Raw genomic sequence first — 20884 nt, 5'->3', positions numbered from 1 at the left:
ATGCCAAGATCCGTCGACCCGAGCAGGAAAGATCCGATGCGTCTCACCGTCCGCACCCTTCTGACCACCGGTGCGCTGGCCGCGCTCGCGGCGTTCTCGACCGTCGCGCTGCCCGGCCGGGCCACGGCCGCCGACGGCGTCGACGCGATCAAGAAGCGCGGAACGCTGATCGTCGGCGTGAAGGCGGATTACAAGCCGTTCGGCTTCCGCGACCCGAGCGGGACCATCATCGGCCTGGAGCCCGACCTCGCCGCCGACCTCGCCAAGCGGCTCGGCGTGAAGCTCGAGCTCGTGCCGGTCGTCTCGGCCAACCGGATCGAGTTCCTGCAGCAGGGCAAGGTCGATCTGCTGATCGCCACCCTGTCGGACAAGCCGGAGCGCCGCCGCGTGGTGCAGGCGATCGACCCGAACTACTATTCCGACTTCGTGAACGTCCTGCTGCCCAAGTCGTCCGGCATCACCGACTGGGCGCAGCTCAAGGGCAAGCCGCTCTGCGCCACCTCGGGCGCTTGGTACAACAAGGACGTCGCGCGGACCTACGGGGCGGAGATCGTCGCCTTCGACGGGTCCGAGAAGCCGCTCTTCGCGCTCAAGCAGGGCAACTGCATCGGCTACGTCTACGACCAGAGCATGCTGCAGGGTAAGCTGCTCGACGACGACTGGAAGGCCAACTACGCGCTGCCGCTCAAGGGCATCCTCGACGCCCCGTGGATGATGGCGGTGGCGCAGGGCAACACCACGCTCCAGGCCGCGGTCGAGGACGCCACCAAGGACTGGATGAAGACCGGCTTCATCGTCAACGAGGAGAAGAAGTGGGGCATCGAGCCGACCGCTTACTCGAAGGCGATGCACGAGAAGTACAAGAACGCGACCAACTGATGCGGTTCTGCGCGACAACACCGAGCGTTAGCCCGCGATGATCGCCACGATCCAGGCGTGGTTCCAGCAGCTCTACGAGACCACGGGCTTCAACTTCACGGTCTTCTACGATCCCTACGACTGGGGCCGGTACGTGGCCGGCCTGCGGATGACGCTGCTCCTCGGGATCAGCACGATCCTGGCGAGCCTCGTCATCGGCGCCGTCGGCGCGCTCCTGCAGAGCGGGCCGTCGCGCGTCCTGCGGGCGCTGGTCAACGGCTTCGTGGTGGTCTTCCGGAACACGCCGCCGCTCGTGCAGATCTTCTTCTTCTATTTCGGCCTCGGGACGCTGCTGCCGGACATCCGCTCGGCGGACGGGCTGCGCGCGCCGATCCTCAACAACGTCCAGTGGGCGATCATCTCGCTGTCGCTGTTCGCGGGCGCGTTCAACGTGGAGATCTTCCGCTCCGGCATCGAGGCGGTGCCGCGGACCACGGTCGAGGCCGCGGAGGCCCTGGGCTACACCCGCTTCAAGGCCTACCGGTACGTCGTCCTGCCGCTGGCCCTGCGCGTCTGCCTGCCGGCGCTCAACAACAACCTGATCAACCTCCTCAAGACCACCACGCTGGCCTACGCCATCGCGGTCCCGGAGACGCTGTACGCGGTCAAGCAGATCTGGTCCGAATCGCAGAACGTGCTGGAGATGATGCTGGTGCTGCTCGCGACCTACGCGGTCCTCGTCGGCGTGCTCGTCTGGATCATGCACCGCTGGGAACGCGCCCTGCGGATCCCGGGATACGGCCGATGAAAGCTGCCGATCCGCGGGGCGGGCGACCGGGCGACCTGCCGGTGCTGCTGCCCTTCGCGCTCCCGAGGGACCGCGCGGCGGCGCGCCTGCGCCCGGCCCATCTCTGGCTGCTCACCGCGCTCGCCCTCGTCGCCGTCCCGGCCTGGGCGCAGGGCGGGGCCGCCGCGCTGTCGCCGCTGGAGGTGGTGATCAAGTGGGCGCCCCTCCTGCTCACGGGCTTCGCCTTCAACGTCGCGATCTCGCTGATGGCGATGGCGATCGGCACGGTGGCGGGCATCGGGCTCGGTCTGGCCATGCTGGCGGAGGGCCGGGTCCTGCCCCGTCTCGCGTGGTGCGCCACGCAGGTCTTCCGCAACGTGCCCTGGCTGGTCCTGCTGTTCTTCGTGATGTTCCTGGTCCCGTTCCAGGTCACTGTGTTCGGCGTCCGCGTGCCGCTGCCCGACTGGGTCAAGGCGACCTTCGGCTTCAGCCTGCCGGTCATGGCCAACGTCGCCGAGATCGTCCGCGGTGCGGTGCGCTCGGTGCCCAACACCCAGTGGGAGGCCGCCGAATCCCTGGCCTTCACCCGGCGCCAGACGATGTGGCGCATCATCCTGCCCCAGTGCGCGAAGCGCATGCTGCCGCCCTGGATGAACGTCTACTCGCTCATCGCGATGGCCACCGTGCAGGCCTCCATCGTCGGCGTCACCGAGATGCTGACGCTGACCGCGCAGGTGCACGCCGCCGAGGGCGGCCGCCCCGAGCTGTTCGCGCCGCTCTACGGCTTCGCGCTGCTCTGCTTCTTCCTCTACTGCTACCCGATCGACCGGTTCACCGCCGCCCTGGAACGCCGCTTCGAGACCCGCTGAGACCATGACGCGCGCGACCCTGGCCGCCACCCCGTCCCCGAGCTGGACCCCCGATCAGCCGATCGTCCGCGTCGTCGACGTGCACAAATCCTTCGGGACGTTCGAGGTGCTGAAGGGAATCAGCTTCGACGTCCGCAAGGGCGAGGTGGTGTGCATCATCGGCCCCTCGGGCTCGGGCAAGTCGACGCTGATCCGCTGCGTCAACGCCCTGGTGCCGGTGAGCGCGGGCTCGATCCAAGTCGAGGGGATCGAGGTGACCGATCCGCGGCTCGACAAGCTGGCGCTGCGCCGCAAGGTCGGCATGGTGTTCCAGCAGTACAACCTGTTCCCGCATAAGACCGCGCTTCAGAACGTGATGATGGCCCCCATCCACGTCCTCGGGCAGGAGAAGCGCGAGGTCGAGGCCCGGGCGCGGGCGCTCCTCGCCAAGGTCCGGCTCGCCGGCAAGGAGAACGCCTATCCGGGCGAATTGTCGGGCGGCCAGCAGCAGCGCGTGGCCATCGCCCGCTCGCTGGCGATGCGGCCGGACGTGATGCTGTTCGACGAGGTCACCGCCGCCCTCGATCCGGAGACGGTCAAGGAGGTGCTGGTGACGATCCGGGAACTCGCCGAGGAGGGCATGACCTGCATGCTCGTAACGCACGAGATGAACTTCGCCCGCGACGTCGCCGACCACATCTACTTCACCGACCGCGGCGTCATCGTCGAGCACGGCCCGCCCGCGACCTTCTTCGCCTCCGCCCAGGACGAGCGCACGCGCCGGTTCCTGTCGCAGGTGCTCTGAGCCCGCCGGGGTCAGGGCCGCGTCAGCGCGGCGCGGCCTCCCGCGCCACGATGTGGTCGGCGATCGCCCCGGCGGTGGTGAGCCAAATGGCGTCGCGGCGGTCTGCGATGTGCCGGAGCGCCTGCCGCAGGGGCCGCAGCCGGTGCGGGCGCCCGACGATGTAGGGATGGAGCGCGATGCCCATCACCAGCGGCGCGCCCCGAGACTGCTCCAGCATTTCTTCGAAGGCGTCGACGATGGCTTCGGCGAACTGGCGGCCCGTCTCCTTGCGGGCGACGATCGCGGGGATGTCGTTGAGTTCCTGCGGGTAGGGCACCGTCAGGATGCGGCCGCCGCCGCGGGTCTTGAACCAGGTCGGCTGGTCGTCGTGGTCCCAGTCGAGCAGGTAGCGGTACCCGGCCTCGGCGAGGAGATCGGGCGTCACCCGCGACTGCGAGATCCACGGCCCGAGCCACCCGGCGGGGGGGCGGCCCTCCCGCGCGGCGATCTCGCGGGTCGTCTCGGCGATCAGGGCCCGCTCCGCGTCCTCGTCGAGGGTACCCTGCCGCTCGGCGTTGGTGCGTCCGTGGCCGACGATCTCGTCGCCCCGCGCCCGGAACGCCTCGATCAGCCCGGGGCAGTCCCGGTAGAGGTTGCTGTTGACGAGCACGCTCGCCGGCATCGCCAGAGCGTCCAGCATCTCGGCGATCCGCCACGCGCCGACCCGGTTGCCCCAGTCGCGCCACGCGTAGTTGAGCACGTCCGGCTGCGGGCCGCCGGGCGCCAGCTCGGCGCCCAGGCCCTCGCCGAACGCGAAGGTCTCGAGGTTCAGCCCGACATAGACGGCCAGCCGCTTGCCCTCCGGCCAGTCGTAGACCGGGCGGTCGGGGAGGGCGCTGTAGCCGTAGCGACCGTGTCCGGCATTCGTGTCCATCAGAGCCCCCGTTACGCCGCACCGAGATAGGCCGCTTCCAGCCCCTTGTCCGCCGACAGCTCCGCGGCGGTTCCGCGCGCGACGACCCGGCCCTGCTCCAGCACGTAGCCGCGGTCGGCGACCGTGAGGGCCAGCGCCGCCATCTGGTCCACGATCAGGATGGTGACGCCCTCGTCGCGCAGCTCGGCCACGGTCGCGTAGAGGGCGTTGATCATCGCCGGGGCGAGGCCCAGCGACGGCTCGTCGAGGAGCAGGATGCGCGGGTGCGCCATCAACCCGCGGGCGATGGCCAGCATCTGCTGCTCGCCGCCGGAGAGCAGGCCCGCCCGGCTCGCCGCCCGGTCGCGCAGCCGCGGGAACCGGTCGAGCAGGCGCTCGACCTCGGCCGGGTCGATCGGCGACCCGCGCCCGAAGGCGCCGAGGCGGATGTTCTCGACGACGGTGAGCTCCGGGAAGACCTGCCGCCCCTCTGGCACCAGGACGAGGCCGCCGCGGGCGATCCGGTGGGCGGGCAGCGCGTCGACGCGCCGGTCGTCGAACACGACCGATCCCGCGACCGGGCGCAGCAGCCCCGCCAGCGCCCGCATCGCCGTGGACTTGCCGGCGCCGTTCGCGCCCAGGAGCGCGACGGTCTCGCCGGGCCGCACGTCGAGATGGACGCCGTCGAGGACGGGCGCGGCGCCGTAGCCGGCGGTCAGGTCGAGGACCGAGAGGACGGCGTCCGCCGGTCCCTGCCACGGCGCGCTCCGCGGCCGGGCCGGGGTGTCGGCGCCGCCGAGATACGCGCGCAGCACCGCCGGGTCGCGCCGGATCTCAGCGGGCGTGCCGCGCGCGATCGGGCGGCCGGCATCCATGACGAGGATGTGGTCGGAGATGCCCATCACCAGCGGCATGTCGTGCTCGACCAGCACCACCGCGACGCCGCTGTCGGCGATCCGGCGGATCAGCCGGGCCAGCCGGTCGGTGTCGGCCCGCGACAGGCCGGCGGCGGGCTCGTCGAGGAGTAGCACCGCGGGGCTGCCGGCGAGCGCTCGAGCGATCTCCACGAGCCGCCGGTCGACGTGGGGCAGCTCGGCGGCCGGGCGGTCGAGGGCGCCCCGGTAGCCGACGAAGGCGAGGAGCGCGGCGGCCGTCGCGCGGTCCCGCGCCCGCGCGCGGCGCCACAGCCGGCCCGGCGCGAGGCCGAGGGCGACGTTGTCGGCCACCGGCAGCGAGCCGAACAGGCGCGTGGTCTGATAGGTGCGCGCGATGCCGGCGCGGGCGACGACGTGGGCCGGCCGCCCGGCGAGGTCGCGCCCGCCCAGCCGGATCGCCCCGGCGCTCGGGCGGTAGAAGCCCGAAACCATGTTGAGCACGGTGGTCTTGCCGGCCCCGTTCGGGCCGATCACGCTGGTGACGGCCGCCGGCCGCGCCGTGAGGTCGACGCCGTCCGCCGCCGTGATGCCGCCGAAGCGGATGCCGAGGCCCTCGAGGACGAGGGCCTCGCGCGCCGCCGTGCCGGGCAGCGGCACCTCCTCGCCCTCGGCGGCGGCCGGCGCGTCCCGGCCCCGGGGCAGCAGGCGGGCGAGGCTGCCGACCAGCCCCGAGGGCACCAGCCACAGCACCGCGAGGGTCGCGACGCCGAAGAACAGCAGGCGGTACTCGGCGAGGCCGGACAGCGCCTCCGGCAGCAGCACGGTGACGAGGGCCCCGAGGAGCGGGCCGAGCACCGTGCCGGCGCCGCCGACGATCACCGAGAGGACGAACAGGATCGACTGCGAGAACGGGAACGAGCTCGGCGCGATGAACAGCATCAGCGGCGGCAGGACAGCCCCCGCGAGGCCGGTCAGGGCGGCGGAGATCGCGAAGGCCAGGGTCTTCACCCGGACCGGGTCGAAGCCCAGAGCCGCCGCGGCGACGTCGGCGTCGCGCACGGCGCGCATCGCCCGGCCGAGGCGGCTGCGGGCGAGGATGTCGAACACGGCGAGGCTCGCCCCGGCGGCGAGCACCGCCAGCACCGCGAGGCCGGCCGGCGAGAGCGGCTCGCCGAGGAGGCTCGGCGCGTCGGTCACAACGAGGCCGTTCTGGCCGCCGGTCAGCTCGCCGCCCTCGATCAGGCCGTGCTCGACGATGAAGCCGAAGGCGATCGTCAGCATGGCGAGGTAGGGGCCCTTCACCCGCATCGCCGGCACCGCCACGAGGCCGCCGACGAGCGCCGCGATCAGGGCCGCCGCCGGGAGCGCCAGCCAGAAGCTGACGCCGTGGAGCGTCAGGATCGCGCTCGCGTAGGCGCCGATCGCGTAGAAGCCGGCCTGGCCGAAAGAGATCAGCCCCGTCAGGCCGAGGAGCACGTTGAGGCCGACGCCCGCGACCGTGGTCAGCGCCATGAGGGCGATCACGAAGTGGCTGTAGCCGGCGGTCAGCGCCACGAGGCCGAGCGCGGCGGCGGTGAGGCCGGCGATGCCGAGCCGCATCGCCGGGCCTGAGCGCAGGTACGGCATCGCGTCAGACCTTGTTGACCGCGGCGCGGCCGAGCAGGCCGTCGGGGCGCAGGGTGAGGGCCAGGATGATCACCGAGAACACCACGAGCTGCGTGTAGGTCGAGCCCAGGGTCGCGGTGACGCCGGCCTCGACGAGGCCGTAGAGCAGCCCCGCCAGGATCACCCCGGTGGCGGAACCGATGCCGCCGAGGATCGCGACCGCGAAGGCCTTGATGCCGAACAGCGTGCCGAGCTCGGCCGAGACCGAGAAGAGCGGCGCGATCAGCAGGCCCGCGATGCCGGCGAGCACTGCCGAGAGCGCGAAGGCGCAGGCCACGGTGCGGCGCACGTCGATCCCCATCAGCCGGGCGGCGTCGGCGTTCTGCGCCACGGCGAGCAGGACGCGGCCGAGATCGGTCTTCCGGAACACCGTGCGGATCGCGAAGGCAAGGGCGATCCCGACCACCGGGATCACGAGCTGCAGCGGGTAGATGCCGGTCCCGAGAATTTCCACCGGCTTCGTGGCCAGCGGCGAGGGCAGGCTGCGCGGCTCCTTGCCGAAGGTGAACAGCACGGTGTTGTCGAGCACGATGCCGCCCGCCACCGTCGCCAGGAGCCACGCGTCCGAGCCGCGCGCAACGAACGGGCGGACCAGCGCCCGCTCGACCACGAGGCCGAACAGGGCGCAGCCGGCGAGCGCCAGGACGATCGCGGCCGGCATCGGCCAGCCGAGGGTGACGCCGAGCGCGTAGGCCAGGACCGCGCCCAGGGTGACGACGCTCCCCTGCGCGAAGTTCACGGTCCCCGACACCGCGTAGGTCACGTGGAAGCCCAGGGCCACGAGCCCGTACATGCTGCCGAGGCCGAGGCCGCTGACGAGGATGGAGGTCAGCATCGCCGGGCTCAGTTGGTCACCGCGACGATCTCACCGTCCTTGAAGCGGGTGAACACGTAGTCGTTCGGCCCGAGCGCGTCGTGCTGGCCGGGCGCGAAGGGCGTGGCGTAGGTTTTGATCAGGCCCGGATAGGTGCCGATCTTGTAGAAGCCGTCGCGGACCTTCGGGCCCTCGGTGGAGCCGGCGGCCTGGATGGCGAGGGCCAGCAGGTGCGTCGCGTCGTAGGCGTTGGCGATGCCGACGGCGGGGGTGACATCGGCCATCGACTTGATCGCCGGGTACTTGGCCTTGAGCGCGTCGAGCACCGCGCTCGCCTTCGGCGACGCGTTGCCCGCGAAGGTGAAGGTCTGGATGAAATGGACCTTGCCGGCGCTCGGGCCGGCGAGCTCGTCGAAGCGGCCGCCCGCCGGGCCCCAGTGCGAGACGACCGGCACCGACCAGCCCATCCGGTCCAGCGACTTCACCACCTGGGCCGAGGGCCCGACATTGCCGACGAGGAACAGCGCGTCGGCCCCGGCCTCCTTCAGCCGGGACAGCTGGGGCACCATGTCGACGTCGTTGGCCTCGTACTTCTCGATGCCCGCCGCCGGGAGGTTGGCCGCCTGCAGGGCGTCCTTGAGGCCCTTCTGGTTCGACTCGCCCCAGGCGTTGTTGACGAGGATCATGCCGGGCTTCTTCGCCCCGTAGGTCTTCACCGCGTAGGCGACCAGCGCCTCGTCGACGAGGGCGTCGACCGCGGAGACCCGGAAGGCGTAGTTGTCGGCGGCGCCGTTGCGGGTGATGCCGGTGCCGGCCGCCCAGGGGCCGATGAACGGCACCTTCATCTGGTTGGCGATCGGCACGATCGCCATCGAGACCGGCGTGTCGAGGCCGCCGACCACCGCGACGACGCCGACCCGCTGGATCAACTCGCGGGTCGCCAGCACGCCCTTGGACGGGTTGGCCTCGTCGTCGCGGGCCACGAGCTCGAGGGGGCGTCCGAGGACGCCGCCCCTGGCGTTGATCTCGTCGATGGCGAGCCCGATCCCGCGGGAGATCGCCTCGCCGGATTTCGCGGACTGGCCGCTCAGGGCGGTCACGAGGCCGATCTTGACGGTGTCGGCCGCCTGCGCGGTCGAGACGGCGAGGCCGAGCAGCGCGCTCGTCGTCACCGCGAAGCGGCGCAGGGTCGGGGGCAGGAAGGAGGCCATGGCATGTCTCCGAGGGCGGGGCGCAGCCTGCTTTGCGCAACCTCCATGCCACCAGGAATTGGCCGCTTCGGCCGCTGCACAGACCGGTGCCTGTATCCTCGGAGGCAATCTGTGCTCAATCTGGCGTCAAAGTGCATACACTTCCTGCATGCACGGGCCGGCCTTTTGCGGCACGTTGGGCCGACAGGAGGCCTGCATGACCGACATGACCCACGATGCGGCGACCGCCCGCGATGCCGCCAACGTCACCGCCTATCTCGAGGCCTCGATGGTGCCCGATCCCGAGACGGCCGCACGCTACATGGCCCCGGGCACCCGGATCGTGTTCACCGGCGCCCGGGTGTTCAACCATCCGTCCGAGGTCACGGCCTTCAATGCCGGCCGCTACGCCTGGGTGAAGAAGCGGATGGAGCGGCTGGACGTGGTGCCGGGCGACGGCGTCACCACGGTCTACAGCCTCGGGACCCTGTACGGCGCGTGGCCGGACGGCACGCCCTTCGAGGGCAACCGCTACGTCGACCGCTTCACCGTGCGCGACGGGCTGATCGTCGGCATGGAGGTCTGGAACGACAGCGCCGAGCGCCTGCTGACCAAGCACGGCCTCACGGCCTGACGCGGCGGGCTCAGGCCCCGCCGCCCGCGACGTAGGGCGCCAGCAGGCGTGCCAGATCGCGCTCGCGCGGGGCCGGGGGCACGATCCGCGCCCGGTCGGCGACCGCGTCGAGGTGGTGGTCCATGAGCGCGGCGGCGCGCTCGGCATCGCCCGAGACCAGGGCGGCGACGATGTCCCGGTGCTCGCTCACGGCGCAGTCCGAGGAATGCGGGCGGCTGTAGAGGGACAGAATCAGGGCGCAGCGATAGCCGAGTTCCGCGACGTACCGGATCAGCACGGCGCTGCCGGTCATCTCGGCGAGCATCAGGTGGAACTCCGTGGCGAGCCGGATCGACAGCGCCTCGGGGCCGCCCCGTGCGGCCTCCTCGCGCGCGATCTGGTCCAGCAGGACCTGACGCTGCTCCGCGCTGAGCCGCCCGGCGAGGCGGCGGACCACGAGCCGCTCCAGGCCGAGGCGCACGTCGAAGGTGTCGCGCGCCTCCTCCCAGCTCGGCGTCGCCACGACGGCGATGCGGTTGCGGCGCAGATCGACCAAGCCTTCCCCGGCCAGCCGCAGCAGGGCCTGCCGGGCGATGGTGCGGCTCACCCCGAACCGCTCGCCGAGGGCGTCCTCCGGCAGCCGGTCGCCGGGGGCGAGCGCCCGTTCCACGATGGCCCGCCTCAGGGCCTGGCAGATCGCCCCGACGCGATCGCCCTCGTCTCCCGCCTTCATGGACGGCGTCCGGACTCTGTCGCCCGTGTCCGTGCGGATTGATCCGTCATGATCCTCTCTCGACGCGATCCGGCGCCCCGCATCCGGTCCCGTGCCGGCTGGGCTCTTCGCAGACCTGGGACCCGAGGTGCAACGGTCGCGCCAGCGTCGTCGGCGACCGTCCGCCGTGCGCGAACTCCGCCGATCGCGCTTCCATCCGCGTCCGTGGGCGTCCCGTGCGGGACCGGCGCGATCGCTTCCGACAAAGTCGCCGCCACGGACGTCTCGCAGATCCAGTCCAGCAACCTGTTCGGTACCCAGATCAGCGGGGAGGATGGAGCCACTTTCTGGTTGAGAAATTTTGTAGCCACTGTTTCTATAAGTAGAATAGTGGTCACGATGTTCTTTTTTGAAGCTCAATCAAGATGAAGGATTGACATGCGAAAATTGATATACAACTCTCGTGAGGTGCGTTTAGAGGGAGAATGGCAGGTATGCTACCTGAGGTTGGTGCCGGTGCGGGAGAATTTTCTGACTCGTCCTTGAGAAATTCAATCAAGATCGTCTGCGCCTACGTGATCCGGAATCCGGTATCCCCTGTCCAACTCTGTGAGATTTTAGCCAGTACGTACGAAATGCTTAGCCAGATCAGCGCGGGACCGGCGCGCGCGGTCGCGACGCCCGAGGCCGCCACCGCGCGGGAGATCCGCGCGTCCATCCAGGCCGAGGGCCTGATCAGCTTCATCGACGGCAGGTCCTACAAGACGCTCAAGCGTCACCTGACGGCTTACGGGCTGACACCGGAAGAGTATCGCGCCAAGTACGGGCTGCCGCGCGACTATCCGATGGTGGCTCCGGGTTACGCCGCCAAGCGCTCGGAGATCGCGCGATCGCTGCAGCTGCGACACAGGGCGGGATAGGCCCTCTCAATCGCGTCCGGAGCGGTTCGCCGCGATACACGCGGTCAGGCGGGGATCGGGCGACCCGGATCGATCACGGAGTCCGGCCAGGGATTCTGCCCGTCGCTCAGCCAGCGCAGCGTGTCGGCCCAGAATCCGCCGCTCCTGCGCGCGTGGAACAGGCCGAAATGGCCGGGCGCCTCCGCGCCGATCGCGGACGGGGTCAGCTGTACCTGGATGCGCGGGCTCGACACGTAGTAGCCGAGGGCCCGGCGGATCGCCGCCGGCGTGCCGAACGGGTCGTCCGGCGTACCGACCGCCAGGATCGGGGCGCGGACGGCGGCGAAGCGGGCGAGGAGGGCGGGGCGCTCGGCGGCCGGGTAGCTCGCCTCCATGCGCCGCCCGCGGAATGCCCACTCGTAGGCCACGCCGGCCGGCAGATCCTCGAGCCATCCGAGCCGACGGCCGGGAAAGTAGCCGACGACGGCGGTGACGCACGGCATCAGCAGGTGCCACTTCGCGATCATGCTGAGCCTCTCGCGGGCGCGATAATCGCGGCGATAGGCGAATTGCGCGCCGACGGTGAGGATGCGGTCCACCGCGCCCGCGGCCTCGGCGAAGCCGGGGAGGAAGCCGCCGATGCTGTGGCCGACGACCGTGAGCGGCCCCGCCTCGCGCTGCCGAATCCATCGGACGGCGGCGTCGAAGTCGAGCTCGCCCCAGTCCCGCCAGCGGATGCCGGATCCCCTCAGGCGCGCGGGCCGCGATTCGCCGATGCCGCGGTAATCGTAGGTGAGCACGACGAAGCCCCGCTCGGCCAGGAACCGCGCGTAGGCGTAGTAGTAGCGCGCGCGGACGCCGGTCGCCGGGTTGACGACGATCGTGCCCCGGCCCGGCGACCCGCTCGCGCCCGGGCGCCAGAGGTGACCGCGGAGCCGGTAGCCGTCGCGGCAGGCGATCGCCACGGGTCGCGCGTCGACACCGGCGGTCGCGGCGGGCGCGTGGCGGACGGGCGTCATCGGACCCCCTCGGCGGTGGCCGCCGGGACCGGACGATCGTCGATCGGGAGGTGGAGGAGCGCGGCGATCAGGCCCGCGAGGGCCGTGGCGAGCCAGACCCCATCGTAGGATCCGGAGACCTCCAGAACCACGCCCCCCAGCCACGCCCCGAGGAACGAGCCGATCTGGTGGCTGAGGAAGACGATCCCGAACAGCGTCCCGAGGTGACGGATCCCGAAGACCCGCGCCACCAGGCCGCTCGTCAGCGGGACCGTGCCCAGCCAGGTCAGGCCCATCACGGCCGCGAACGCCAGGACGACAGCCTCGGATTTCGGCGCGACGAGGAAGGTGCCGATCGCGGCGGCGCGGATGAGGTAGAGCCAGACCAGGACGTGCTGCGGCCGGTACCGGCCGCCGAGCCAGCCGCACCCCCAGCTCCCGGCCATGTTGAAAAGGCCGATCAGCGCCAGCGCGGTCGCGCCCAGGCCCGCCGGCATGTGGCAGAGGGCGAGGTACCCCGGAAGGTGGGTCGCGATGAAGGCGAGCTGGAAGCCGCAGGTGAAGAAACCGAGCGTCAGCAGCCGGTAGCCCGGGTGCCGCCACGCCCGCAGGAGCGCCTCGGACAGGCTGCCGGCCGCCGAAGAGCCGTCCGGCACGCCGGCGCGGGGCGCGCGGTCGAGCGCGACACCGAGCGGCGCGAGCGCGACGATGATCGCCGCGAGCGCGAGGAGCCCCGCGCTCACGCCCGCGACCGCGGTCACGGACTGCGCGAACGGGACGAGCAGCACCTGGCCGAGCGAGCCGCCGGCGCTCGCGAGGCCCAGAGCCGCGCTGCGACGCTCCGGTGCGGAGGCGCGACCGACCGCGGTCAGGACGACGCCGAAGCTGGTACAGCTGATCCCGATCCCGACCAGCAGCCCCAGGCCGAGCAGCAGCGTCGGCGCCGCCGGCGCGAGCGCCGTCAGGACGAGGCCGCCCGCGTAGACCAGTGCGCCGAGGGCGACGACCGGCGCGGCCCCGTAGCGGTCCGCCGCCGCGCCCGCGAAGGGCTGCGCGAAGCCCCAGACGAGGTTGTGCAGGGCGATGGCGAGGGCGGTCGTCGCCACCGGGATGCCGGTCTCGAGGGAGAAGGGCCCGAGGAACAGCCCGAAGGTCTGCCGGATGCCCATCGCGCCGCTCAGAACCAGGCCGGCCGCGACCGCCACCGGCACCACCGGCAACCCGCCCCGTCGCCCTGCGCGCGCGCGCCCGATCGTTGCCATCGCGGCCTCCGTTGGCTGTCGCCTTCGGAGACGGTCGCAGCCGGTGGCCGGCGCGACAAACGAGAAGATTTCCACGGGCAGTGAACGCCGCTCACGGGCGGGGCGCGCCGTCCCGGTCCCGTCGGGCCCTCAGGCGGCGCCGGTCGGGAAGCGCCGCTTCTGCTCGGCCGCGAACCGGCGCGCCTCTGCCAGCAGCCAGGTCCGGAACAGGTCGGGCTCCGGCCGGTCGTCGTCGCCCTCGGCGCTCACGAGCCAGTGGGAGGTCGCCGCCGGGACGGCGGGGCCGACCCCGACGAGCGTACCCTCGCGCAGCTCCCGGTCCATGAGCGCCCCCCGGCCGAGGGCGATGCCGAGGCCCGCGGCCGCGGCCTGGAGCGCCATCGCGAACGTGTCGACGTGCAGGGTGTCGGCCGAGGCCAGCTCCACCGCCCCCGACGCGTCGCTCCAGGCCTGCCAGTCCTCGGTCGCGGAGGTGACGTGGATCGTCGTCGCGCGCCGGAGGTCGAGGGCGCCGTCCGGACCGGTGACGGCCCCGCGCTGGGCCGGGCTGCAGACGGGGAGCAGCCAATCCTCGAACAGGCGGACGCTGCGGTGGCGCGGAGTCGGAACCCGGCCGAGACGGAGGGCGAAGTCGAAGCCGTCGATCGGGAAGCCGACCTGCCGGTGGGAGGTGTCGATCCGGATCGCGATCTGCGGGTGGCGGCTGCGAAAGGCCGGGAGCCGGGGCAGCAGCCACCGCGTCGCCAGGGTCGGTGCGCAGCTGATGGCCAGGGTCCTGCCGGACCGCGGCGTGGGCAGGCGGCGCGTGCCGATCAGGATGAGGGACAGCGCCTCGGACACGTAGGTCAGGTACTCGGCCCCCTCGCGCGTCAGCGCCAGCCGGCCCGGCTCCCGGACGAACAGCTTGACGCCCAGCGCCTTCTCGAGGCCGACGATCCCGTGGCTCACGGCGCTCGGCGTCAGGTTCAGTTCGGACGCCGCGCGGGCGAAGCTGAGATGGCGGCCGGCCGCTTCGAAGAGCCTGAGCGTGGAGAGGGGAGGCGTGCGGGGCCGCATGGGATCGTCGGGGTGAGCCTGCCGGTCGCCGGGGCAGCGACGTCGTCGTCCGACGGGGAAGCTAGCCCGGATGGTGTCGCGTGCCCAAGGCGGTGCGTGCGCCCGGCCGGTCAGATCAGGCGCAGGATCACCTGTCCGGTGACGGTCTCGAACACGATCAGGCGACCCCGCCCGTCGAAGACGGCCGCGGCGTCGCCCTCGGGAGCGAAGCGCGCGCGCAGGCTCCCGCTGCCCTGCCACAGGACGGCCGGTCCGCGGATCCGGTTCGCGCCGGGCACGCTGGCCCAGAGCGTCCCCTCCTCGGTGGCGGTCGCGGCCCAGAGGCGGCCGTTCTCCGCCGCGACTAGGCGCGGCGGGTCCGCGGGCTCCGCGCGCGCGGCGGCCTCGATCAACGCGCGCTCCTGCTCCCGGGAGGCCGTCGTGAAAGCGTGGGGATGCGCCCGCAGGTGCGGATGCGCGCCGGTCCCCTCGAGGGACCAAGCGACGGCCTCGGTCAGGCCGAGCACGCCGACGCCGCGATCGGGCGGCGTCCAGAACCGGCACGTCACCGCAAGGGTGCGGGAGGACAGGCTCCACCACTCGATCAGGCCGTCGTGCCGGGCGTAGATCAGGGCGCTCGCGTCCGCGAAGGCGGCGAGCAGCAGCGGCCGGCCCGGTTCGGTCATGGGCAGGCGCCAATGGTGCGCCAGGGCGCCGTCGGAGCCGGGCGCGCCGCCCGCGCGACCGAGGAGCGAGGCGGTGTCCAGCCGGACGAGCGCCTCCCCGTCGAAGACGAGCCAGCCGGTCTCGTCCGCCTGACCATGCCAGTGCGTGATCGGCAGCGGACCGAGCGGCAGGAGCCGTCCGGTGCCGGCGTCGAAGAGCTGGACGTCGGGGCCGTCGAGCGTCTCGCGCAGAACGAGGGCCCGGTCGCCCGCGCCGAGACGCGCGAAGCCCGTCAGGCCATCCACCTGTCCCCGCCAGCGCTCGCGGCCGGCGCGGCCGAGGAGGCGCACGAGCCCGGAGCGGTAGCCCAGGAGCAGCCGCCCGCCCGACAGGAGCGCGGCATCGGCGATCTCGGAGAGCGCCGGGCCGTCAGGGACGACGAGCGGGCCCGCCAGGCGGGAGGCGGACGGTGCGGTGCGCGTCCTGAGCTGCCGGAGATGCTGGCGCAGGGCGACCTGTCCACCGGCTTCCGCGAAGCGCCCGGCGAGCCGGGCGCGCTCCGCATCGTGGCCGAGGATGCCGTCATCCGCGGCGAGGCGGCGCGCGAGGCCGCGGCAGAGGAGCGCGAAGGCGGGCGTCGGCGGCCGCTCCGGACCGCCCTCGAACTGCGCGTCGAGCAGGAGCGCGGCCACCGCGCTCCGGCGCGCCGCCGCCTCGGCCCCGGTCGCGCTCACCAGGTCCGCGAAGGCGGCGTGCAGCCGGTCGCCGTCCCGTCCCTCCCAGGGCAGGGCGCGCAGGGCCCGGGCGAGCGGCGCGGCCGGCACCGGCGTCTCGGCGTCGAGGGCTTGCCGGATCCAGTCCAGTCGCCGCTCGGCCAGAGCCGGCAGGCCGAAGGTGACCGCGGCGGCGCGATCCAGGGCGCCGATCCCGACGAGGCGCGCGGCCCAGGCCTCGGCCAGGACCGGTCGGAACGGATCGTCGGCCCCGAGTTCCTTCCAGAGCTCCGCGTGGGCCTCGTGGCGGGCGGCGAGTGCCAGGGCCCGCTCGGTCTGCCCCGCCCGGAACCAGAGCGGGACGGTCGTCGCGGGCGGGAGGCGGCGCGCCTCGGCCAGACGGGCGGCGGTCTCCAGGCGCCCGGATTCCGCGAGGAGGCGCACCGCCTCGTGCGGGTTCCCGACCAGGCTGTCGAGCACGAAGGCCGCGCGATCCGTGTCGCCGCGTCCGGCCATCGCCACGGCCTGCGCGCGGCAGAGCGCCGCGAGCCGGATCTCGTCCGCGGGCGCGAGGCTCAGTCCGCTCGCCCGCTGCGGCCCGAGATCGAGGTCGAGGCTCCTGCGCAGCCCGGGCCCGGTCAGCGGCAGGTCGGCGAAGGCGCTCCCGCGCCGCGCCGCGCCGCCGAGACCGATCGCCCGGTACAGGGCCTCGTCGACGCGCCCCGCCGCGAACAGCCGCTCGACCTCGGTGAGCCGCCGGGCATAGAGGCGGCGAAGATGGACCGCGTAGGGCGAGCGCCACGCGAGCCACGCCGCCGCCCGGCACCAGATGGGCGTGCGTCCGCTGCCGGTTCCGGCGGGCTGGCTGGCCGAGGGCGCGGCGCCCTCACGCCCGGCCCGCGCTCCGCGGCGCCGGAACGCGAACCACGCGATGACGAGAAGGACCAGCACCGGCAGCGCGAGGCTGCCCCAGTGGGCCGCGGCGGCCCCGTGCTCCGCCGTCGTCCGGACGTTCTCGGCGAAGCCAAGCACCATGGCGCCGACCATGATGGAGGCCAGCAGGACGACGTAGGCGGTCCAGAGGAGCCCCAACGCGCCGCCGATCAGGCGCCGGAAGCGGGTGACGAGATCGCCGAGGATGTGCTTCGTCCGGCGCCGCGGCCGCCGGGTCACGGCGTCGCGGACCGGCGCGAGGGGGTCCGCGTCGGCGACGAGGGCGGGGGCGCTGACGAGGCGGCGCGCCGGCGCCGCCGGTCGCAGGACCGGCAGGCGTTCGGCCGGATGTACCGCGATCGCGTCGAGATCCCACCAACCGGCGATGTCGAGACTAGCGAAGGCCGCCAGCGGCTCGGCGGCGAGGCGTCCCCCCGTCATGTGGACGACATGGTCCCGCAGGGCCGCGGCGACGGGCGGCTCCGGCTCGGCGAGGGGTACGGCGGTCAGGATCCCGGCACTGCGCACGACCGGCAGGACCGGTCCGAGGGCCGCGCAGTCCCGCGTGACGGGCGCGGCGAACAGCACGAGCACGCGATCGCCGCGTGATCGCACCTCCGCGGCGTGCTCGAGCCAGGGAAGGAGCCGGGCGCGCCAGTCCGGCCCCGCGGAGCCGCGCGCCATCAGGATCCCGTCGAGGGGGATCGTGCCGGCATGCATCCAGCCGCGCGGGCGCAGGGCCGCGAGCGGCTCCCGGGCATCGGGGACCGGCGGCGGCCTCAGGCGCCCAGGCACGGGACGGTTTCCGCGAACGCGCCGAGATCTCTCAGGTGGGACCATCCGCGGTCGAGCTGGCCGAAGGCGAGCGCGTCGACGAAGCCCGCGGCGTCGCACCGCGCGGCCGCGATGCACGGGACGGCATCGGCATCGACGGCGACGCGCACCGCCTCGAGGGTCGCGTCCGGAAGCGTCAGGGGATCGCACGCCGCCGCGCCGTCCGGGGTCCGGAACGTCAGGCGCGCCGAGCCCGCCTCGTCGCGGTCGAGATGGAGGGCCAGGGGGCCCTCGACGGCCTGGGCGCTCACGCCGTCGTACGGGGGCACGATGCCGATGATCCGGCCCTGCGGCCCGAGGTGCGCGACCGCTCCGTCCGCGGCGCTCACCACGTGCCAGTGCCCGCCCGCCTGCTCGATCCCCAGGGTGGGCTGCCCGCGCACCGCGCAGAGGGCGAGGCCGCCGCCCGGCCGCAGCGATCCGGCCCGGCCGGGGAACCGCGCCACGACCTTCCCGTCGGACGGCCGCCGCGCGATCACCCCATCCGCGCGATCGCGCATCAGCAGACCGGCGGGCGTGACCGCGAGGGGAAGCTCGCCCGCGAGCGGCGCGTAGTCGATCAGCCGCGTCTCCGAGACCAGGAAGGCCGTGCCGTCGGCCGCCAGGAGCCAGGACCGGTTGCGGCGTTTCAGCGTCCCGAGGGGCGGCAGAACCGCCTTCGGCAGGCGCGGGCTCACCAGGGGATGGTCCCGCGGGATCCGCCGGTCGAGCGTCGCAGCGGCGCCCGAGCGGTCGAAGGTCCAGCTGCGGAGCGTCAGGCGCGCGTCGTCGGCGTAGACGTTGAGGCACGCGGCCCGGATCCGCGACCGGCCGACGGCGAGCCCCACGAGGCGCTCGTGGGGTGCGACCGGCAGGCGCAGCGCGCCGGAGGTGCCGGTGACGGGGACGATGAGAATGCCGTCGGGCCGCGCCACCAGGAGGTGCTCGCCGCAGGGCGCGAAGGCCAGCCCGCGGGGCGCCCAGTCCGGAGGCGCCGCGCTCCGGTCGGGCGCGGACCGCCGGGGCGGCGGGCGTCCGGGAGCCGGACGGGGCCGGAACGGGTCGCGCAACAGCGCCACCGCCTCGCGCTCCGGCGGGAGGTCGAGGCGCGCGGCGGCGACAGGGCCGGTGGCGTCCAGCACGGTGACGTCGGCGGCCACGGCGAGGCCGTCCGGCCCGAGACGCGGCCGCTCCTCGATGGTGATCCGCCGGCACGGTCGCGCCGCTTCGGGCAGGTCGGACCCGCCGATGAGCCAGAGGCTGGCGCCGGGCCGCCCGGCCGCGCGGGTCGCGACCGGCTCGGCCACGACCCGTTCGAGTTCGACCGCGTCGAGGGATGTGGCGGCGCTCTCGCGGAGAAGGACCGCGGCGTCGGACCGCTTCAACGCGCCGAGCCAGCGCCGCTCCGGCGTGGCGGTCGAGGCCCAGAGCAGGCGCGCGCCGCGCCGCCGGGCGAGACCGGCCAGGCAGAGCAGCGCCGCGAAGGCCACGAGGCGGGGGGCGCCGAGAAGTTCCGGCCCGGCATCGACCACGACCAGCACGGCGCCCGCATCCGCCGCCTGACGGTAGACCGGCTCCAGGGTCAGCAGGTCGCGCTCGGCCGCGCGCTGCAGGAAGGCGTCCGAATCGAGGTCGCGCCAGAGCCACTCCGAGGCGACGAGGCGCTCGATCCCGCCGCGTGTTCCGAGGCCCCCCAGCCCGTCGATCTCGCCCTGCGGTTGCCCGCCCGCGCCGTCGGCCCGCTCGACGAGGGGCCGCAGCGCCTCGACCAGCGCCGCGAGGATCCGCAGATCCGGTTCCGCCATGTCGGAGAAGAGCGTCGTCCAGGATGCCAGCGCCGGCGGAAGGGTCGTCCGCGGACCGGTCGATGCGGCGCTCACGCCGCCTCTCCCAGGCGGCCGGTATCGATGTCCGGCACGGCGCGCGAACCGGCGAGGTCGAGCAGGCGCAGGGTTTCGCCCTCGGGGACGAGCAGGGCCGGACCGCCCAGACCGTGCCGGTCGAGCAGGCGGCGCGCGACCTCGGCGCGCCAGGGCGCCGGCACGGCGAGGCGGCACCCGAAGGGCAGGAGCAGCGGCCCGTCGGCCGCCAGCCACCCGAGCGGCGTCGCGCACCAGGGCAGCGCCGGCCGGCCCGAGCCCGTGTCGGGGGCGAACAGGACGGCCTCGCCGCCCGCCAGCGCCAGGCGCAGGGTGGCGTAGCGGCCGATCCGCGGGGCGATCCGCGCCAAGAGACCGGCCGCGTCGCTGCGGGTGAGGCGCAGACCCACCGGCGAGCCGCCGGCCGCCGGCATCAACCGCAGGGGAAGACGCGCCGGATCCGGGATCACGCCGGGGTCACGCCCGCGACCGGTGCCCGGCAGCGCGTCAGCAGCGCGTCCCGCGCCGCGGCGAGGGCCCGCGGGCGCTCCTCCGCCCCGAAGGCGGCGTCGATCTGCACGAGGAAGGATTCGGCGCGGACCAGCCAGGCCTCGAAGGCGGGGGCGGTGCGGTCGTCCGGGGCGGAGGCGGCCAGAGCCTCCCCCTCCTTGGCGAGGTCCGCGGCCCGTGCGGCCGGACCGTAGCCCGCCGCCTTGGCGGCGGCGGGCAGGACGGGGCTCGCCGCGGCGCCGAGCTCGACGCGCAGCAGGTCGCGGGCCTCGTCCTGCGCGATCCGGTCCTGGACGAGGTGGATCATTGGCCACAAGTCGGCCTCCTCCGCAGCCGTCCGGCCCGCGATGAGCGCCGCCGCCGCGACGAGCGACTGGCCCCGCACCACGCGCCGGTCGCTCAGCCGCACGCCGCGGGCGCGCAGCTTGCGCACCACCTGCGCGTAGGCGGGCCGGACCGGCGCGAGGTCGATCCGCGCGGCGGCCTCGGCGAGGGCGTCGATCTCCGCGAGCGTCAGCGGCGCCTCCCCGTCGCCGGGTTCGACGGACGCGACCGGGTCGCCGGCGAGCAGGGCCTCCAGGTCGGTGTCGGCCAGGGGATCGACGAAGGCCGTGACGAGGAAGCGGTCGGCGAAGGCCGCGAGACCGGGATCCTCCGGCAGGGCGTTGCTGGCGCCGACGCAGCAGCGCAGCGGGACGGCGGTGTCGAAATGCCCCCGGCGGTAGCGGCGCTCGTTCAGCACGCCGAGAAGCGCGTTCAGGATCGCGGTGGAGCCGAGGAAGACCTCATCGAGGAAGGCGAACTCGGCCTCCGGCAGCATGCCGGAGATGTCCGGCCGCAGCTTGCCCGCGCGCAGGGCTTCGAGGTCCAGCGGGCCGAACAGTTCGGCCGGTTCCGTGAAGCGTCCGATCAGGTACTCGAAGCAGCGCGCCCCGGTCCCGGCGGCGCAGGCCCGCACCGCGGCCGACTTGCCGGTGCCGGGCGGTCCGATCAGCAGGAGATGCTCGCGCGCCACCAGCGCGAGGTGCACCAGCTCCACCACGTGGCGACGCCCGACGAGGCCGCGGGCCGCGCGGCCGATGGCGCGCTCCAGGCGTGCGATCGCGGTATCGATACCCCCCTCCCGTCAGGTTCGGC

Annotated in this window: 18 protein-coding genes; 6 read left to right on the top strand and 12 right to left on the bottom strand. The window is 73.5% G+C overall.

Going from position 1 to position 20884, the window contains the following annotated elements; translation table 11 throughout:
* The first annotated feature begins 36 nt into the window (after nucleotides 1-36).
* The 4 genes from ABIC30_RS18580 to ABIC30_RS18565 are packed head-to-tail and all read left to right on the top strand — an operon-like array spanning nucleotide 37 to nucleotide 3298.
* A complete protein-coding gene (locus ABIC30_RS18580; RefSeq protein ID WP_020093110.1) occupies nucleotides 37-879 on the top strand; it encodes a transporter substrate-binding domain-containing protein in 843 nt (280 codons plus the stop codon).
* 37 nt (nucleotides 880-916) lie between these two features.
* The gene (locus ABIC30_RS18575) at nucleotides 917-1666 is read left to right on the top strand and encodes an amino acid ABC transporter permease (protein ID WP_020093111.1); all 750 of its coding nucleotides are present in this window, start codon (nucleotides 917-919) and stop codon (nucleotides 1664-1666) included.
* On the top strand, nucleotides 1663-2514 hold the full coding sequence (locus ABIC30_RS18570; RefSeq protein WP_020093112.1) for an amino acid ABC transporter permease: 852 nt from the start codon (nucleotides 1663-1665) through the stop codon (nucleotides 2512-2514). Before ABIC30_RS18575 ends, ABIC30_RS18570 begins: the two co-directional genes overlap by 4 nt.
* Before the next feature lie 4 nt (nucleotides 2515-2518).
* A complete protein-coding gene (locus ABIC30_RS18565; protein WP_042674771.1) occupies nucleotides 2519-3298 on the top strand; it encodes an amino acid ABC transporter ATP-binding protein in 780 nt (259 codons plus the stop codon).
* Nucleotides 3299-3320: 22 nt separating this feature from the next.
* Here ABIC30_RS18565 and ABIC30_RS18560 read toward each other — a convergent pair whose 3' ends face one another.
* Genes ABIC30_RS18560 through ABIC30_RS18545 form a run of 4 tightly spaced genes read right to left on the bottom strand, consistent with a single transcriptional unit; the run spans nucleotide 3321 to nucleotide 8755 of the window.
* Nucleotides 3321-4211 (bottom strand): polysaccharide deacetylase family protein, encoded by an 891-nt coding sequence (locus ABIC30_RS18560; protein ID WP_020093114.1) that lies wholly within the window; start codon nucleotides 4209-4211, stop codon nucleotides 3321-3323.
* A gap of 11 nt (nucleotides 4212-4222) precedes the next feature.
* Nucleotides 4223-6691, bottom strand: coding sequence for a branched-chain amino acid ABC transporter ATP-binding protein/permease (locus ABIC30_RS18555; RefSeq protein WP_026604921.1), 2469 nt, complete (start codon nucleotides 6689-6691; stop codon nucleotides 4223-4225).
* Between the two features lie 4 nt (nucleotides 6692-6695).
* Nucleotides 6696-7565, bottom strand: coding sequence for a branched-chain amino acid ABC transporter permease (locus ABIC30_RS18550; protein ID WP_020093116.1), 870 nt, complete (start codon nucleotides 7563-7565; stop codon nucleotides 6696-6698).
* An 8-nt stretch (nucleotides 7566-7573) separates the two neighbouring features.
* Nucleotides 7574-8755, bottom strand: coding sequence for an ABC transporter substrate-binding protein (locus tag ABIC30_RS18545; RefSeq protein ID WP_354455917.1), 1182 nt, complete (start codon nucleotides 8753-8755; stop codon nucleotides 7574-7576).
* Nucleotides 8756-8951: 196 nt separating this feature from the next.
* Between ABIC30_RS18545 and ABIC30_RS18540 the strand changes: the two genes are divergently transcribed.
* Nucleotides 8952-9368, top strand: coding sequence for a nuclear transport factor 2 family protein (locus ABIC30_RS18540; RefSeq protein ID WP_020093118.1), 417 nt, complete (start codon nucleotides 8952-8954; stop codon nucleotides 9366-9368).
* A gap of 10 nt (nucleotides 9369-9378) precedes the next feature.
* Here the strand turns inward: ABIC30_RS18540 and ABIC30_RS18535 are convergent, their stop codons facing one another.
* The gene (locus ABIC30_RS18535) at nucleotides 9379-10080 is read right to left on the bottom strand and encodes a GntR family transcriptional regulator (RefSeq protein WP_020093119.1); all 702 of its coding nucleotides are present in this window, start codon (nucleotides 10078-10080) and stop codon (nucleotides 9379-9381) included.
* Between the two features lie 473 nt (nucleotides 10081-10553).
* On the opposite strand from ABIC30_RS18535, the gene ABIC30_RS18530 reads away from it, so the two are divergent.
* Nucleotides 10554-10979, top strand: coding sequence for a Ros/MucR family transcriptional regulator (locus ABIC30_RS18530; protein ID WP_103985256.1), 426 nt, complete (start codon nucleotides 10554-10556; stop codon nucleotides 10977-10979).
* Between the two features lie 44 nt (nucleotides 10980-11023).
* Here the strand turns inward: ABIC30_RS18530 and ABIC30_RS18525 are convergent, their stop codons facing one another.
* The 7 genes from ABIC30_RS18525 to ABIC30_RS18495 form a co-directional block, all read right to left on the bottom strand.
* Nucleotides 11024-11977 carry an alpha/beta hydrolase family protein gene (locus ABIC30_RS18525; RefSeq protein ID WP_020093121.1) on the bottom strand — a complete coding sequence of 318 codons (954 nt, stop codon included), beginning with the start codon at nucleotides 11975-11977 and terminating at the stop codon, nucleotides 11024-11026.
* A complete protein-coding gene (locus ABIC30_RS18520) occupies nucleotides 11974-13218 on the bottom strand; it encodes an MFS transporter (protein WP_043712583.1) in 1245 nt (414 codons plus the stop codon). Before ABIC30_RS18520 ends, ABIC30_RS18525 begins: the two co-directional genes overlap by 4 nt.
* Nucleotides 13219-13347: 129 nt before the next feature.
* Nucleotides 13348-14274 (bottom strand): LysR substrate-binding domain-containing protein, encoded by a 927-nt coding sequence (locus ABIC30_RS18515; protein WP_020093123.1) that lies wholly within the window; start codon nucleotides 14272-14274, stop codon nucleotides 13348-13350.
* A gap of 110 nt (nucleotides 14275-14384) precedes the next feature.
* Nucleotides 14385-17360: a hypothetical protein gene (locus tag ABIC30_RS18510; protein ID WP_354455916.1), complete on the bottom strand. Its 2976-nt coding sequence runs from the start codon at nucleotides 17358-17360 to the stop codon at nucleotides 14385-14387.
* A complete protein-coding gene (locus ABIC30_RS18505; protein WP_354455915.1) occupies nucleotides 17345-19258 on the bottom strand; it encodes a hypothetical protein in 1914 nt (637 codons plus the stop codon). The genes ABIC30_RS18510 and ABIC30_RS18505 overlap by 16 nt, the downstream gene beginning before the upstream one ends.
* Nucleotides 19255-19707 (bottom strand): hypothetical protein, encoded by a 453-nt coding sequence (locus ABIC30_RS18500; protein ID WP_158684213.1) that lies wholly within the window; start codon nucleotides 19705-19707, stop codon nucleotides 19255-19257. Before ABIC30_RS18500 ends, ABIC30_RS18505 begins: the two co-directional genes overlap by 4 nt.
* A complete protein-coding gene (locus tag ABIC30_RS18495; protein ID WP_354455940.1) occupies nucleotides 19704-20840 on the bottom strand; it encodes an AAA family ATPase in 1137 nt (378 codons plus the stop codon). Before ABIC30_RS18495 ends, ABIC30_RS18500 begins: the two co-directional genes overlap by 4 nt.
* Nucleotides 20841-20884 lie beyond the last annotated feature (44 nt).

It is taken from the genome of Methylobacterium sp. 1030, from assembly GCF_040544715.1.
Classification (GTDB): Bacteria; Pseudomonadota; Alphaproteobacteria; order Rhizobiales; family Beijerinckiaceae; genus Methylobacterium.
This window is presented reverse-complemented; position numbering and strand designations above follow the sequence as displayed.

Bases quoted from the DNA above. Each gene is read 5' to 3' on its own strand.
- ABIC30_RS18535 (WP_020093119.1), bottom strand. From the start codon at position 10,080: ATGAAGGCGGGAGACGAGGGCGATCGCGTCGGGGCGATCTGCCAGGCC.
- ABIC30_RS18530 (WP_103985256.1), top strand. From the start codon at position 10,554: ATGCTACCTGAGGTTGGTGCCGGTGCGGGAGAATTTTCTGACTCGTCC.
- ABIC30_RS18520 (WP_043712583.1), bottom strand. From the start codon at position 13,218: ATGGCAACGATCGGGCGCGCGCGCGCAGGGCGACGGGGCGGGTTGCCG.
- ABIC30_RS18560 (WP_020093114.1), bottom strand. From the start codon at position 4,211: ATGGACACGAATGCCGGACACGGTCGCTACGGCTACAGCGCCCTCCCC.
- ABIC30_RS18525 (WP_020093121.1), bottom strand. From the start codon at position 11,977: ATGACGCCCGTCCGCCACGCGCCCGCCGCGACCGCCGGTGTCGACGCG.
- ABIC30_RS18575 (WP_020093111.1), top strand. From the start codon at position 917: ATGATCGCCACGATCCAGGCGTGGTTCCAGCAGCTCTACGAGACCACG.
- ABIC30_RS18570 (WP_020093112.1), top strand. From the start codon at position 1,663: ATGAAAGCTGCCGATCCGCGGGGCGGGCGACCGGGCGACCTGCCGGTG.
- ABIC30_RS18550 (WP_020093116.1), bottom strand. From the start codon at position 7,565: ATGCTGACCTCCATCCTCGTCAGCGGCCTCGGCCTCGGCAGCATGTAC.
- ABIC30_RS18545 (WP_354455917.1), bottom strand. From the start codon at position 8,755: ATGGCCTCCTTCCTGCCCCCGACCCTGCGCCGCTTCGCGGTGACGACG.
- ABIC30_RS18555 (WP_026604921.1), bottom strand. From the start codon at position 6,691: ATGCCGTACCTGCGCTCAGGCCCGGCGATGCGGCTCGGCATCGCCGGC.
- ABIC30_RS18580 (WP_020093110.1), top strand. From the start codon at position 37: ATGCGTCTCACCGTCCGCACCCTTCTGACCACCGGTGCGCTGGCCGCG.
- ABIC30_RS18540 (WP_020093118.1), top strand. From the start codon at position 8,952: ATGACCGACATGACCCACGATGCGGCGACCGCCCGCGATGCCGCCAAC.
- ABIC30_RS18565 (WP_042674771.1), top strand. From the start codon at position 2,519: ATGACGCGCGCGACCCTGGCCGCCACCCCGTCCCCGAGCTGGACCCCC.
- ABIC30_RS18515 (WP_020093123.1), bottom strand. From the start codon at position 14,274: ATGCGGCCCCGCACGCCTCCCCTCTCCACGCTCAGGCTCTTCGAAGCG.